This window comes from Chryseobacterium sp. MYb328 (assembly GCF_037572595.1).
GTDB lineage: Bacteria > Bacteroidota > Bacteroidia > Flavobacteriales > Weeksellaceae > Chryseobacterium > Chryseobacterium pennae.
This window is the reverse complement of sequence record NZ_JBBGZQ010000003.1, coordinates 85,684-100,329: the sequence shown is the minus strand read 5'-3', so window position 1 is coordinate 100,329 and position 14,646 is coordinate 85,684. Positions and strand designations below refer to the sequence as shown.

Annotated in this window: 11 protein-coding genes; 4 read left to right on the top strand and 7 right to left on the bottom strand. The window is 37.3% G+C overall.

The window, feature by feature from the left end; translation table 11 throughout:
- The first annotated feature begins 14 nt into the window (after nucleotides 1-14).
- The 3 genes from WH267_RS04475 to WH267_RS04465 all read left to right on the top strand — a co-directional run bounded on the left by WH267_RS04475 (nucleotide 15) and on the right by WH267_RS04465 (nucleotide 4,214).
- Entirely contained in the window at nucleotides 15-1,211 is a 1,197-nt protein-coding gene (locus WH267_RS04475; protein WP_340006062.1) for a PepSY-associated TM helix domain-containing protein, read from the top strand.
- A 95-nt stretch (nucleotides 1,212-1,306) separates the two neighbouring features.
- The gene (locus WH267_RS04470; RefSeq protein ID WP_115967832.1) at nucleotides 1,307-1,801 is read left to right on the top strand and encodes a low affinity iron permease family protein; all 495 of its coding nucleotides are present in this window, start codon (nucleotides 1,307-1,309) and stop codon (nucleotides 1,799-1,801) included.
- A 157-nt stretch (nucleotides 1,802-1,958) separates the two neighbouring features.
- Nucleotides 1,959-4,214 carry a zinc-dependent metalloprotease gene (locus WH267_RS04465; protein WP_340006057.1) on the top strand — a complete coding sequence of 752 codons (2,256 nt, stop codon included), beginning with the start codon at nucleotides 1,959-1,961 and terminating at the stop codon, nucleotides 4,212-4,214.
- Nucleotides 4,215-4,266: 52 nt separating this feature from the next.
- Here the strand turns inward: WH267_RS04465 and WH267_RS04460 are convergent, their stop codons facing one another.
- From WH267_RS04460 to WH267_RS04430, 7 genes are all read right to left on the bottom strand, one after another.
- Nucleotides 4,267-7,002, bottom strand: coding sequence for a hypothetical protein (locus tag WH267_RS04460; RefSeq protein ID WP_340006055.1), 2,736 nt, complete (start codon nucleotides 7,000-7,002; stop codon nucleotides 4,267-4,269).
- A gap of 113 nt (nucleotides 7,003-7,115) precedes the next feature.
- Nucleotides 7,116-8,087: a hypothetical protein gene (locus WH267_RS04455; protein ID WP_340006053.1), complete on the bottom strand. Its 972-nt coding sequence runs from the start codon at nucleotides 8,085-8,087 to the stop codon at nucleotides 7,116-7,118.
- Nucleotides 8,088-8,321: 234 nt separating this feature from the next.
- Nucleotides 8,322-8,741, bottom strand: coding sequence for a hypothetical protein (locus tag WH267_RS04450; RefSeq protein WP_340006051.1), 420 nt, complete (start codon nucleotides 8,739-8,741; stop codon nucleotides 8,322-8,324).
- A gap of 252 nt (nucleotides 8,742-8,993) precedes the next feature.
- Nucleotides 8,994-9,803 carry a hypothetical protein gene (locus WH267_RS04445; RefSeq protein WP_228438941.1) on the bottom strand — a complete coding sequence of 270 codons (810 nt, stop codon included), beginning with the start codon at nucleotides 9,801-9,803 and terminating at the stop codon, nucleotides 8,994-8,996.
- A 16-nt stretch (nucleotides 9,804-9,819) separates the two neighbouring features.
- The gene (locus WH267_RS04440) at nucleotides 9,820-10,551 is read right to left on the bottom strand and encodes an MIP/aquaporin family protein (RefSeq protein WP_340006047.1); all 732 of its coding nucleotides are present in this window, start codon (nucleotides 10,549-10,551) and stop codon (nucleotides 9,820-9,822) included.
- Nucleotides 10,552-10,574: 23 nt separating this feature from the next.
- On the bottom strand, nucleotides 10,575-12,071 hold the full coding sequence (gene glpK / locus WH267_RS04435) for a glycerol kinase GlpK (RefSeq protein ID WP_115973406.1): 1,497 nt from the start codon (nucleotides 12,069-12,071) through the stop codon (nucleotides 10,575-10,577).
- 7 nt (nucleotides 12,072-12,078) lie between these two features.
- A complete protein-coding gene (locus tag WH267_RS04430) occupies nucleotides 12,079-13,677 on the bottom strand; it encodes a glycerol-3-phosphate dehydrogenase/oxidase (RefSeq protein ID WP_340006044.1) in 1,599 nt (532 codons plus the stop codon).
- A 116-nt stretch (nucleotides 13,678-13,793) separates the two neighbouring features.
- On the opposite strand from WH267_RS04430, the gene WH267_RS04425 reads away from it, so the two are divergent.
- Nucleotides 13,794-14,555 (top strand): DeoR/GlpR family DNA-binding transcription regulator, encoded by a 762-nt coding sequence (locus tag WH267_RS04425; RefSeq protein ID WP_340006042.1) that lies wholly within the window; start codon nucleotides 13,794-13,796, stop codon nucleotides 14,553-14,555.
- Nucleotides 14,556-14,646: the final 91 nt, after the last annotated feature.

Sequence of the window (14,646 nt, the reverse complement as noted above, 5' to 3'; positions counted from 1 at the left end):
GCTATAATACCAAAATGAAAACACTGTTTAAAAGCCTTTACAGGAAAAGACGCAAGAATGAATCTCTCATTAAATATGTAATGTGGATTATTCACCTTTGGCTGGGACTTTTATCATGTGTCATCATTTTTATAGTTTGCCTTAGTGGCTGTCTTTATGCTTTCAAAAATCAGATCATTGATTTTACAAACAGAGACAAAGTATATATCAGTGAAACCTCCACCCAGGTTAAGAATCCGGATCTTATCCAGGCAGAATTACTGAAACAGAATAAAGAACTCACCTCACTGTTGATTCCTGATGATAAAGGACGCAGTTATGTCGTTGGTTATCGTGAAAATCAATTAGACAAGAGTACTTATTATAACCAATATACCGGAACAATTCTTGGTCAGCCTGAAGTGGGATCCGGTCGCTTTTTTGAAATCGTTCTGGATATTCACAGAAATCTGATGATGGGAAATGCTGGTCGTCAGATCCTGGGAGCCGGCGTATTGATGTTTTGTGTATTATTGATCTCAGGGGTTATCCTTTGGCTGCCTAAAAAGCTAAAGTTTCTGAAACAGGGTTTAACCGTTATGTTCAGGGCAAAATTCCAGCGAGTGAATTATGATCTTCATAACACCCTTGGCTTTTATACCTTTCTGATATTGTTCTTTATTGCAGTTACCGGATTGTATGTAACCTATCCTTGGGTGAAGAATGGCCTTATTGTAAGCTTAGGAGGATCTTCCATTGATCGTATTTCAAAAGATACAGGGAATGATGATGACGCATTTGGCGGACTGTTGGAAGATATGCTCCAGAAACAGGATGAAAAGAAAAATCTTAAAGACTCCGAATCAGCTTCCATTGATGAAATTTTACGGCTGGCAGATCAGTATCTTCCTTATACTGCAGTTACCAGTATAGAGCTACCTAATAAAGATAATCCGAGATATGTTGTCATTAAAACCAATACCCAAAATTTCCTTGGGATGATGCTTCCGGATGAAGTTACTTTTGATAAAACCGGAAATTTTAAAACCAAAGAATTGTTTTCAGATAAGCCCTTAAATAAACAATTCACATCATTGGCCAAGCCATTGCATACAGGAGAAATTATGGGCCTGCCAAGTATTATTCTTTACTTTATCGTTTCGTTTATCGGTTGCTCATTGCCTGTTACAGGATTCCTGATCTGGTGGCATAGGTTTAGAAAAATCAAGTAAAATATCCCTTAATTTAAATTTACATACCTCATTTTCACTATTACCTTCGTCTGTTCGGGTTAATTTTATACATTTAATATAAAATAATCTGAACTATGGATCATAAAAATAACAATCTCTTTGAAAAATTTTCAAACTGGGCTGTGAAATTTACAGGAAGTCAGTACGCTTTTATTGGTGCCATGCTTATCGTTATAGTTTGGGCTATTTCAGGACCTTTTTTTGATTATTCCGAAACCTGGCAGTTAGTTATCAATACAGGAACTACAATCATTACTTTTCTCATGGTTTTCCTCATTCAAAAAGCCCAGAATAAAGATTCAAAAGCAATACAGATCAAGCTGAATGAAATCATTGCAGCCCATGAAAAAGCCAGCAACAGAATTGTAGATATTGAAGATCTTACAGAGGCTGAATTGGATCAGCTTCATCATTATTATGAAAACCTGGCTCAGTTTGCTAAAGAAGATACAGATATCCATACTTCCCATTCCATAGATGCTGCACAGAGGAATCAGGATTACAAATATGAATTCTTTAAAAGGAAACATGAAGAATGGATGCAGAAGCAGGAGCGAAAAAACGAATAGACTTTTGATTAAAAAAAATCTTTTAAATTCAATTATTATAGTATTTTATTAATATTGAATTGTTGTAATTTATATTTTTGTGTTTAATTTTAATTTTTTGTTTGTTTTTTAGTGTTTTTTTTAACAAATATTTAAATTTGTTCTACAAATATTATATATGAAAGCAAAATTATTTTGTTTGCCGGTATTATTTTTAACAATATCAGCAAATGCGCAATGGAGCAGAGGGCTTCCAGAACAAAAAATCACAAAGAAAAGTGATCATTCGGTTTACTATAAACTCGATATAGATCAGCTCAGAACTCAACTTCTGAGAGCTCCTAAAATAGGCGAGGGCGCTCCTATTACGATCAGTATTCCTACTCTTGACGGAAAAATTGAAAAATTTACAGTAAACAGTTTTCCAGTAATGGATGAGACTTTAGCGAATAAATATCAGCTGGGGTCGTATGTTGGGATCGGAACTGATGATCCTTCCAAATACATCAGATTCAGTATCGCTCCCAATGATTTTCAATCTATGATTATTGGTGCTGATGGTAAATATGAATTTATAGAGCCGGCAACTGCCGACAAATCTTATTACTCTGTACACGGAAAAACAAATAAGAGCGGTCATGCATTTGTATGTAATACCAAAGAGGATAAAGAAGCTGTTGCCAGAATAAAGAAGCTGATAAATTCCGGAACGGCAGCAAAATCAAATAACAAAACTTTTCATACCCTTAGACTGGCAATGTCTGTGACAGGAGAATATACGACCTTCTTTGGAGGAGTAGCAGGTGCTCTTACACAAATCAATGCTACTTTGTCAAGAGTAAATGGGGTGTTTGAAAGAGAATTTAATGTACATGTCAATGCAATTAATGCCCCAGGTCTTATATTTTTGGATGCTGCTAATGACCCTTACAGTACTTCCAATCTTATGTGTAAGTGGAATTATGAGCTGATGAATACATTGCATGGAGGAGCTTATGGTGTTACGGATGAAGATTTTGATATCGGACATTTATTTGGTGCTACAGGCGGTGGCGGGAGTGCCGGATGTATTGGTTGTATAGGAAGTAATGATATATCTACAGATAATGATCCTGATTGTGGAAACTCTCCTTCTCCAGGTAATTATAAAGGGAGCGGATATACTTCTCCTGGAATTGATTTTTATGCTAGTGGTACATGGAACCAAAACAGTACAGCTCAATTACCACCAAGTGGAGACGCTTTTGATATTGACTTTGTAGCTCATGAGCTGGGACACCAGTTGGGAGATTCCCATACATATAGTTTCAATGAAAACTTTTTGAATCAGGAAGTTGAGCCAGGCTCAGGATCTACAATTATGGGATATGCCGGAATTACCGGCCCAAGTACAGATGTTCAAAGGCATTCTGATGTTTATTTTCATAGTGTGAGTATTGATCAGGTGCAGACAAACCTTGTAACAGTAACTGCTGATGTAGAAACACCGATTGTTAATAATCCTCCTGTTGTAACTGCAATGAATACAACCTATACCATTCCAAAATCTACTGCGTTTGTATTAACTGCATCTGCAACAGATCCTGATGGAGATGCTTTAACATATTGCTGGGAGCAGATAAATCCAAGTAAACTGCTTAATGGAGTGACAAAAACAAATATCGGAAATACAACTTCAGGGGCCAGTTTTAGATCTTGGCCACCAGCATCAAGTCCTACAAGATACTTTCCTAAGCTTGAAACAGTGCTGGGTGGAGCAGTAAAAAAAACTGCTGATTTTGAAGCAGCAAGCACAATAGCAAGAACTACCAATTTCCGTGTAACGGTAAGAGACAATAAACCCGGAGGGCAGGCGCAATCTGCCTCTGCAAATCAAATTGTTGTTGTAGGATCTGCTGCTGCGTTTACAGTAAACACAGCCTCTCTTACCCCTAATACTAATTCTACCATTACCTGGACGGTATCCGGAACCACAGCTTCTCCATACAATGTTGCCAATGTTAAGATTGATTATACAGAAGATAACGGTGCAACATGGAATGACCTGGCGGCATCAGTCCCAAATAATGGTTCAGCAAGCGTTTTCGTCCCTGCTTCTTTAGCAGGAAAGGAAATTCATGTGAGAGTATCTGCTATTGGAAATGTATTTTACGCAGTGAAGAAGGCTACTGTATTAGCTACATTAGCCGTTTCTGAAACAGGAAAGAATGTTAAAACTGTTCATATTTATCCAAACCCTGTTGAAGATATATTGAATGTAATGAACGTTTCTCCAGGCGCTACTTACGAGATCTTTAATACTCCTGGACAATTAATCTCAAAAGGAACAATAGGTGAGGGGAGCATTAATGTGAGCACCTTGGTAAAAGGAGTTTATTTCATTACAATTAATGGTAAGGATATAAATACTAAAACCAAGTTTGTCAAAAAATAATATAATAAAATAAAAAACCTCTGATGATTCAGAGGTTTTTTTATAAATGATTTTATCTCATGAAATAGCTGAAATAACTGCAGCTTCCCATCAGACTTTTGGTGGTCTCAGTATCTGAGTACTGTGTCTTAAGCTGGGCAAAATACGTTCTGTATTTTTGATTCTTAATATTGTCCATTTCCTTTTGACGGGTGTCTTCTTTTTCAGACCATTTAGGGTCAGAATAATCAAAATCTTTTGGAGCTTTTGCCTCATACTGATAATATTTACCCTGTTCGGCACTTGCCATCTGGAAGAGAATTCTTGCCTTCTCCTCTTTATTGTTGGAAAGGGTTAGAGCCTTTTGGTAATAGTTGATTGCCAGATCAAAATTATCAGGTTCAATATAAGAAGTATCAAGGAAGTTCTTATAGTAATATTTGTAAGGATTGCCCTTGTCATTATTCCAGAAATAATATTTTCCACCGTTGCTGTTATCAATATCCATCACAAATAAGTGTCGGTAATATCCTAAAATGGAAGTATTGTAGAGTAGGTTTCCAATAAGTTGATTTGCTCTTGCTGCCTTTTCATCTTTACCATTCCCTATTTTCTTAAGCTGGATCAGCGCATCGGTTAATTCCAGTTTATTCATATTGTTTTTGATAAAAGAGAAATCAGTATAGCCTTCCGATTTCATGGATTCCGCATCGTTGCTTTGATAGCTTTCCCAAACATTGTGTCCAAAAACAAGACCTGGAATATTATTAAAGCCATTGTATTCAGTAGGAGTATACTGTTTTTGCGTTATGGTTTGGCCGTCTTTCTCTGTCCAGTCATAATTTTCCCTTGGGACTCCGCCAAATTTCTGAGCTTTTTCATAATATGATTTAGCCTTTTCAAAATCAGCAAGTCTCATGGCTCTGTCACCATAGATTGTGTTGAAGAATGCTTCAATATTTCCTACACTATCCATATTTTTAGCGATGATCTGTTGCTCAAATTGGGTTTTGTTAGGTTTTCTATAGAAATCTTCCACACTTTTTACCAGGCTGGAGTTCGGGTTGTACTGAAGATCGGAAAGTTTATTGTTCATCAGGAATGATTTGCCATCTTCTCCCTGAAGGAAATAACGGTTGGCCATCACATCCTTTAAAAAATCAGCTGTAGAAGGTACCGTTCCATAATAATCACTATTGACATTAGCGGTGTCTTTTTTTACTTCTTTTTCTACAAAATATTCAGCATAATCCTTCATCAGATGATCTTCAAAAGCCGCATCAACTTTCGGTTGGGAAACAATATCATTCAGAACTTTCATCCTTTTTATTTCCTCAATATATTCAGGATTGGTTGTCTTGATATCATTCAGGATTTCAGTACTTTCTTTATAGTCTTTCTTTAAAAACTTAAGGTAGGCATCAGCAATCTGCCAATATTCATCTTTAGATTTTTCTTTCGTTTTCGAAGTGAACTTTTCAAGATCATTAAGATAATCTTTAGTATTATCATCATATCCGCTATATCCGGTTGTATAGAAAGGAATTCTGTTCGGGTTGTTCAGTAATTCATCATCGCTCTGGTCAGTTTTACTTCCATTTCCGGTAGCATCAGTTTTAGAACCTCCGAAAAGATTTTTGAAGAACCTTACGATTTTCTGCCAGAAGGACACTTTTTCTTCTTTTACCTCTTTTACCTCTTTGGTTGTTACTTTATCTGTAGTTGGATCGTTTGAATTATGGTTTTCAGTATTTCCTCTGTAAACAGATATTCTGCCATACGCATCCGAAGTATAATAATAGGTCGGAAGGTAGCTTCTTTCCAGTTCATTGATGCTTCTTACCGCCATTACCTTTAAGATTTCAGAATCCGGATTAATGTCAAACATCTTTTCCATAATAGGAATTGGATTGTTGAAATCTTCGTATCCTAGAAGGAAGTAAGCCATGTTCTTTTCCTCATTCGTATTAGCTCTTTTCATAATATTGCTGAAAGAGGCCGTATCCGAAAGCTTCATAGAAATGAACGCAGATTCCTTACGGTCTTTACTGTTCATAAATACCTGAAAGAAATTCCAGTTGGCATCACCATTCATTTCCAATCCTCTTTGAGCGCCTGCAAGCTGATCTAATGCCATATAATAGACTGTACCCTTTAATTTGATAGGCTCAATATAACTTTTGAAAGCCTGTAGAGCAGAGTCATAGTTTCTGGTATAGTGATTTAAACGAACCAATTGATATCCGTACCGTTGTTTGATCTCAGGATTTCTGGCTGCATTATACAAAGAAGTCAGAGCAGAAATTGTTTTATTATAATCAAGAGAGGTGGCATTCTTTCTGCTGTCATCCCTGCTATAGTAAAACGAGTTCTCACTTTCAATATAATTGATGCTCATGTAAGGCTCCAGATATTTAGCCTCAATTAAATAATCAATTCCTTCCTTATATTTCTGGTAAAATCCTGTTCCCAGTTTCTGTAAAAGTGGGTTGGCAGGAGCTCCGCTTTTAAGAGCATTAAGATCATTCATGCTTAATTTATATACCAGATTCTGAGTTTCGGCATAATTAAGCTGATTGTTAAAATACTTTTTCCATGTTTCAATATTATCATCAGGAATCATGGACGGATTATACTCACCAAAGAATCTTGAGGAATAGGTATGAAGGAAAGGAAGGTAAGACTTATCCTTAATAATGCTCTGTGTAAAAAGATTGAAGTATTCATAATCCGGATCCGACCACGCACAGGCGTTGGAATTTGTATAGAAAAGAGATACAACCGCAAGTGAAAGAATATACTTTTTCATAGGGTTTGTGTGGTGTTTTTTTAGTTTTTATAGAGTTATTTTGTAATCAAAGTGCTGGCAGAAAATAACACAAGTTGCTGAATGTCTATTCTCTGTCCTAATCTATAGTAGATTTAAAATTTTCGATCTAGCACAAATTTACTATCTAATTGATAATAAATTATATTAAACTGCTGTATTTTTTTCTGAAGAAAAAGAATCACATCAGTTAATTGTTCCTCCGATATTTCTTCCACTTTTATTTTGAAACCTTTATTCAGGTAACTCCCAAAGTAGAAGCCATCTTTCAATACTTCAGCTTCATGGTCAGAGATCTTTTTAAAATTAGGGTTGTTGAGATCTTTTTTAGACAACGCATTAATAAGTTTATGCTTGCCCAGATGATTCGTAATGATTCCCCATGAATAAATAGGAAGGGCTACTTCAACTTTCTTAATAGGATAGTCCTCCATTTTTGAAAGATAGCTTTTCAGGACATTCACATCCAGAATTGAATTTTTATCTGACTTTTCCAATGGGGAAGAAGTAGAGTAACACATTAGATAAACCTTATTTACCGGCGGAATTCCGGTTTGTTTTTTATCTTTTACCTGATGGAGTCGAAGGGTGCAGGTAACCTCCTTTCCGGAAATACGTTTAAGTTCTTTTAAAAATTTAAAATAATCATCCCGTGTACCGGCAGTCCAGTCACAGTCGATCTGAATTTCATTGTTGATGTTTAAATGATATTCTTCAGCTTTTTTCTGAATCAAATGATGAATACTCTCTGCAAGGAACCTGACTTCCTCCTGAGAAATTCCCAGCAAAGTTTGATTGGTGATAAAAATAGTAGGTACAATTTGCTTATCCGTCTGAAAACTTTGGTCTTTAGTAATAACAGCAACAGGCTGGAACTTTCCTCCTGCTTTATCAACATCAAAAAATCTTGTGTATACATAAGGAACAGAGGCCTGATCCAAAACTTTCTTCTCTTCCTGATCCAGCTTCAGATTTGTTTTCCAGTAATAAAATGTGTAAGGATGGTTCTCTTTTTGACTGCATGAAACAATGAAAAGTAAAACCCATAAAATGTTTAGTATTTTCATACTTTGGTGTGCGTAATTGATTTTTCAAAAGTAAAGATATTTATACAAACTATTCATCGCGAAATCCCGGGATTTTTTATTCCTGACAAATTCCATAATTTCAAACGTTTCATGCTGACAAAGCAAACAATTAGTATAATCATTCCCCTCCATCGGAAGGGTGTCAAAAATTTAAAAAATTTTCCCTCACAACAAACAAAAACCACCCCAAAGGAGTGGCTGTGTTTAACCTTGTTACTTATAGAATTCACTTTCACAAGTACAAGTCTCTTTATCTATACTTTCTCTGGCGGAGCAACAACCTTCAAGATTTTGAATATTACCTTTTTCATCCGTAAGGTAGATTTTATCTTTATCAAATTTCACAAAGAAGGTTTCATTGTATTCCTTGAATTGTACCTTCATTACTTTGTTAGCTGCATATTTTCCAGCGTTTACTTCTTCTGTAGTTTCCTTTCCGTTAGCCTGATTTACCTGAACGTACCCAAAGAGTACATCACCGTTCTTTTTCACATCTAAATAATAGTGAGGAGTACCGGTACCGCTATATCCTTCCAGAATATCAAAGCTTCTGTGTCCGGTAAAAGGAACCTTTACCTGTGCCAGAGTGAACATGCTAATGCATAAGATTACTAAACTGAAAATCTTTTTCATATTATTTTTCTTCAAATGTAAAAAATATCTGCCGAATCTGTAAACCGTAAAATCCCGGTAATTGAGAAAGCGATTATCATTAGTATTCTCCAGCCTCCTTTCTTCTTTACCTCTCATTCGTATAACCATTCCCCTCCAGTATAAGGGGTGGCAAAAATTCTTTGAATTTTTGCCGGGGTGGTTTCTCCTTCCATCTAACAAAAAACCACCCCAAAAGGAGTGGTCTCTATATAATCTAGTTGAATATTTACATTAAAAAACGGTCGCAGCCAGCTGAATTCTTGCATATTTATTAGAAGGATTCCACATGGCCATCATTGAAACCGGAAGACTGTAATGCTCAGTAATTTTAAGAACTTTTCCTGCTTTTACTCCTACATTGACAATATCGAAGTTATTTTTCCCATTGCCATATAAAAAGGTGTTGCCATTCAATGAAAATCCTGCTCCTACAAAAGCATCCAGATTCACTTTTTGTCCGCTGATTACAGGGTAACTTGCCTGAACATAGGTAGAATATCTGTTCTTTTTGTAGCTTCCATCAGGTTCCAGTATTACTTCTCCCGCATTGGCACCTCCATACAGCATAATGTCTGCTTCAATATTGATAGGAAATGAAGGACCGAAAGTATAGTTGGTTCTTAAATCAATGATATGAGCTGTTCTTCTTTGTGAGTAGCTGAAGATATCATCTGCAGCATTAGCTGTATTGATATTTCTGGAGTTATAAAGATCCCATAATCCGATATAGAAACGTCCGTTGGAATATTGAACATAGTAATTGATCTCCTTATAATGAGTGTTGTCCTTATCATCGGCCAGAGCAGAAGCACCCCAAATACCAACTTTCCATTTCTTTTCCGCATCCAAAGCATAAGAAAGATTTCCCATCACTACAGGCTTATCTGTAATAATCAAACCTCTCCATAAGTGGTTGTTTTGTATATTGGCGGTGAAATCCAATCGGTTCTCTTTGGTTTCTTTACCTTCACTGCTTTCCTGTGAAAATAATCTTCCTGTTGCTAAAGTAAGCAGGAAAATTCCTTTTAATATTTTCATCATTCGTATTTTTTTGTTTTTATTTTAAAGCCATGAACAATAATGCCGCAATGACAGCTCCGCTGATAGGTCCTATGACAGGTATCCAGGCATAGCCCCAATCACTGCTCCCTTTTACCGGAAGAATAGCATGCATAATTCTTGGAGCAAGATCTCTCGCAGGATTAATAGCATATCCGGTTGTTCCACCTAGTGAAAGCCCGATTACCCATACCAGAAACGTGACAGGAATAGCACCTACCGAACCTAAGCCTACTTTTGCATTAGGATCTGCCTGTAAATTAATACTCGGATCCGAAATGTAGAAAATAACAAATACGAGTACAAAGGTTCCGATAATTTCGCTGATAAGGTTAGACGAAACTTTTCTGATTGCAGGACCGGTACTGAAACAAGCCAGTTTTGCCCCTTCATCCTCTGTAATGGCAAAGTGATCCTTATGAAACAGCCAAACCAAAAAGGCTCCCAACATTCCTCCAATCATCTGAGCCGCGATATAAGACGGAACCAGTTCCCAGGGAAACTTTCCTGCAGCAGCTAAACCAATCGTAACAGCCGGATTCAGATGGGCACCACTTACGGGCCCGGCAACGGTTACTCCCACAAAAACGGCTAATGCCCAGGCTGTGGTAATCACAATCCATCCGGAATTATTTCCTTTGGTATCCTTCAAGACAACATTGGCTACAACGCCGTTGCCTAATAAAATAAGAAGCATCGTCCCGATCACTTCTGCGATAAATGGAGTCATATGTGTATTTTTAAGGTCAGAAATTAATCTTCAATCCAGCTTTGAGCACGGGATACTGCTTTGTTCCATGAATGAACCATAGCATCTACTTTTTCCTTTTCCAATTGAGGATGGAAATCTTTGTCTACAATCCATTGTTCCTGGATCTCATCAATGTTTTTCCAGTATCCTACAGCAAGACCTGCTAAATAAGCCGCTCCCAATGCTGTTGTTTCCAGTGTTTTTGGTCTTATAATTTTAAATCCGAAAAGGTCAGACTGTATCTGCATCAGTAGATTACTTGCCGAAGCTCCGCCATCTACTCTCAGCTCAAGACTTGCTCTTCCGGAATCAGCTTCCATAGATTTTACAATATCATATACCTGGAATGCAATTCCTTCCAAAGTGGCTCTTGCAATATGTCCGTCGGTAGTCCCACGGGTAATTCCTACAATCGTTCCACGGGCATACTGATCCCAGTGAGGAGCACCCAGACCTGTAAGGGCAGGGACAAAATAAACCCCACCATTATCTTCAACAGATGCTGCCAGATCATTCACTTGGTCAGAAGAATGAATAAGTTTAAGACCGTCTCTCAGCCATTGAATCGCTGCACCCCCTACAAATACACTTCCTTCCAATGCATAGTTAACTTCTCCATTAATTTTCCAGGCAACAGTTGTCAGAAGGTTATTCTTTGAAGAAACCGCTTCTTTTCCTGTATTCATTAATAGAAAGCACCCTGTTCCATAAGTATTTTTCACCATTCCCGGATTGGTACACATCTGACCAAATAAAGCTGCCTGCTGATCTCCTGCAATTCCTGCAATCGGAATTTTAGTAGAGAATAGAGTGGTGGCTGTCTCACCATACACTTCACTGCTTTGTTTTACCTCAGGAAGAATGGCTCTTGGGATGTTGAATAATTCCAAAAGATCATTATCCCATTCCAGGGTATGAATATTCAATAGCATGGTTCTGCTGGCATTCGAAACATCGGTGATAAACATTTTTCCACGGGTAAGCTTCCATACCAGCCAGGTATCCACAGTTCCGAAACATAATTTTCCTGCTTCTGCCTTTTCTCTTGCTCCATCCACATTATCAAGGATCCATTTTAATTTGGTAGCAGAAAAATAGGCATCTAATACAAGACCTGTTTTTTCTTTAATGGTTTCTGCGTGACCTTGTTCTTTCAGTTCATCACAATATTTGGAGGTTCTTCTGTCCTGCCATACAATGGCATTATAAATAGGTTCTCCGGTTTCTTTATCCCAAACTATGGTGGTTTCACGCTGATTGGTAATCCCAATAGCGGCTACTTCCAAACCGGAAATACCTGCTTTGGCTATAATTTCCGCAGCAACAGAGATCTGTGATGACCAGATTTCATTTGGATCATGTTCTACCCAACCTGGAGTTGGGAATATCTGTCTGAAGTCTTTTTGAGATACATATTTGATTTCTCCGCTATGGTTAAATAGGATCGCTCTGGAGGAAGTAGTTCCCTGATCTAAAGCGAGTATTAATTTTTCATTCATATTATGATTAATTAAGGTTGATAACTTTAGGTGAGTAAGGAGTTAATAAATATCCTTTTGCCAATTCTATAAATTCATTTTCCTGATGTAGAGCCCATTCTTCAGAATACCCTTTTTCCTCAGCAATGATTCTTGATACATTGTGGGCGCTGTCTATAGCTGCTCTTGCGTCAAGAAATAATAAACGTGCTCTTCGGGCCAAGACATCTTCAATAGTTTCTGCCATTTCATTTCTTACTGCCCATACTACTTCAGCAACAGTGAACGGATGGTCGGGATGTATTTTCTGTGAAAAACGGGGATTGCTTTCCTGTAATGCCTTTATGGCCGGAATATCGGAACCATATACATACAGATGATTCGTTCTGTCTACCTGTTCAGGTTTTACATTACCATGAATAGACATATTTTCTGTTTTGGAAGTTGTGTTACCCAGTTTATGAACCTGCATAGCCTTGTCGATGGTATCTTCAGCCATTTTACGGTAAGTGGTCCACTTTCCGCCAATAATGGAGATCAAACCTGTGTCGGAAGCAATAACCTTGTGGCTTCTGGAAACTTCTTTTGTGCTCTTACTACCATCTTTTGGAGCTGCAAGAGGGCGAAGTCCGGCAAAAACAGATTTTACATCATCGCGGGTTGGTTTTTTAGATAGGTATTGTCTTGCTGTATTTAGAACGAAACTGATTTCCTCTTCCAAAGCACGAGGTTCAAAGCTTTCGCTTTCCAAAAGAGTATCCGTAGTTCCTACCAAAGCTCTGTCATGCCAAGGCACTACAAATAAAACCCTTCCGTCAGAAGTTTTAGGGATCATGATCGCATCATCACTTTTCAGGAATGATTTATCCAGTACCAGGTGAATTCCCTGGCTTGGTACTACAAGTTTACCATGTTTAGGATTATTCATGTTAAGAATGTCATTGGTGAAAACACCGGTAGCATTGATGACTACTTTTGCGTGGATCTGGTATTGTTGTTTGGAGAACTGATCTTCAGCAACCACACCTATTACCTTATCCCTGTCATCTTTCAGAAGGTTGATAACCTTTACATAATTAACAGCGCTTCCTCCCTTTTCAATAATGGTTTGGGTTAAGTTGACAGCAAGTCTCGCGTCATCAAACTGTCCGTCCTGGTAAACAACACCACTTGCTAAATGGCTTTGTTCAATAGTAGGCAGCTTTTCAATAGTTTTTGACTTACTGATGTATTTTGTTTTACCCAAACTTAATTTTCCGGCAAGGAAATCATAAACCGATAGACCTATTTTATAATAGATTCCGCCCCACCAGGTGTAATTAGGAATAATGAAAGATTGATTCTTTACAATATGCGCTGCATTTTTGGCTAACAGACCTCTTTCTTTTAAGGCTTCTTTCACCAGACCTACATCTCCCTGTGCTAAATATCTTACTCCACCATGTACCAATTTGGTACTTCTGCTGGAAGTTGCTTTTGCAAAATCATGAGATTCAAGTAATAATGTCTTGAATCCTCTGCTTACTGCATCTAATGCTGAACCTAAACCACTGGCTCCTCCTCCTATGACTAAAAAGTCCCATTCTTTTACATTGGTTAATTTACTGAGTTCTTCGTTTCGTTTCATAAATGTTTCGTTTATGTTTCGTTTTCAAATATATAAATTAAAAATGAAAGCAAAAAGAAAATAAATGAAATTTTAAAATGTTAAAAAAAAACGGTAATTTTGAGGAAACGAATAAAATGGAGAAGCTAATACCAAGGCATGATGAAATATTAAAAGAACTGGATGAAAAAGGACATGTTCTTGTTCAGGATTTGTGCGAAAGACTGAGTGTTTCTTCAGTTACGATACGAAAAGATTTGAACTATCTCGAAAGTTTGGGGCTTCTGTTTAGGAATCATGGCGGGGCGAGTAAACAGGTAAGGTATGCTTATGAAAAAAATGTTGGAGAAAAAGAAAATATCAACGTAGAGGCAAAGCAGGCGATTGCCAGAGCGGCACTTCCATTAATCCAGGAAAATGATTGTATTATATTGGCGTCGGGTACTACGATGCATTATCTTGCCAGGATGCTGATGAATTTTGGACCGCTTACAGTTTTGACTTCTTCCTTGAGGGTAGCTATTGAACTTTGCAATAATCCTAATATTAATGTCATTCAATTGGGAGGAGAGGTGAGAAAGAGTTCTACTTCAATTGTGGGATCCATTTCAGAAGGAATTCTTAAACAGTTTTCCTGCAATAAACTTTTTTTGGGAGTAGATGGAATTGATCTGGAATTTGGGATTAGTACCTCGAATGCTGCAGAAGCTCATCTCAATCAGGTGATGATTGAATGTGCTGATAAAACAGTGGTTCTTGCAGACTCATCAAAATTGAATAAGAAAGGTTTTGGTAAGATTGCGTCACTTGATCAGGTGGATTACCTGATTACGGATGATGGGATTGCAGTGGAGGATCAGGTTAAACTTGAAGAAAATGGAGTCAATGTTATGAAATAATTCTGTGTAAGTTCCTTAATTTATCACATAATATGTAAAAATATAAAGCCCATGAGTGGTCATGAGGCTTTAATTTTTTTTAAAGAAGCTG

Coding starts and splice junctions, on each gene's coding strand:
- WH267_RS04475 (WP_340006062.1), top strand. CDS start 15: ATGAAAACACTGTTTAAAAGCCTTTACAGGAAAAGACGCAAGAATGAA.
- WH267_RS04470 (WP_115967832.1), top strand. CDS start 1,307: ATGGATCATAAAAATAACAATCTCTTTGAAAAATTTTCAAACTGGGCT.
- WH267_RS04465 (WP_340006057.1), top strand. CDS start 1,959: ATGAAAGCAAAATTATTTTGTTTGCCGGTATTATTTTTAACAATATCA.
- WH267_RS04460 (WP_340006055.1), bottom strand. CDS start 7,002: ATGAAAAAGTATATTCTTTCACTTGCGGTTGTATCTCTTTTCTATACA.
- WH267_RS04455 (WP_340006053.1), bottom strand. CDS start 8,087: ATGAAAATACTAAACATTTTATGGGTTTTACTTTTCATTGTTTCATGC.
- WH267_RS04450 (WP_340006051.1), bottom strand. CDS start 8,741: ATGAAAAAGATTTTCAGTTTAGTAATCTTATGCATTAGCATGTTCACT.
- WH267_RS04445 (WP_228438941.1), bottom strand. CDS start 9,803: ATGATGAAAATATTAAAAGGAATTTTCCTGCTTACTTTAGCAACAGGA.
- WH267_RS04440 (WP_340006047.1), bottom strand. CDS start 10,551: ATGACTCCATTTATCGCAGAAGTGATCGGGACGATGCTTCTTATTTTA.
- glpK (WP_115973406.1), bottom strand. CDS start 12,071: ATGAATGAAAAATTAATACTCGCTTTAGATCAGGGAACTACTTCCTCC.
- WH267_RS04430 (WP_340006044.1), bottom strand. CDS start 13,677: ATGAAACGAAACGAAGAACTCAGTAAATTAACCAATGTAAAAGAATGG.
- WH267_RS04425 (WP_340006042.1), top strand. CDS start 13,794: ATGGAGAAGCTAATACCAAGGCATGATGAAATATTAAAAGAACTGGAT.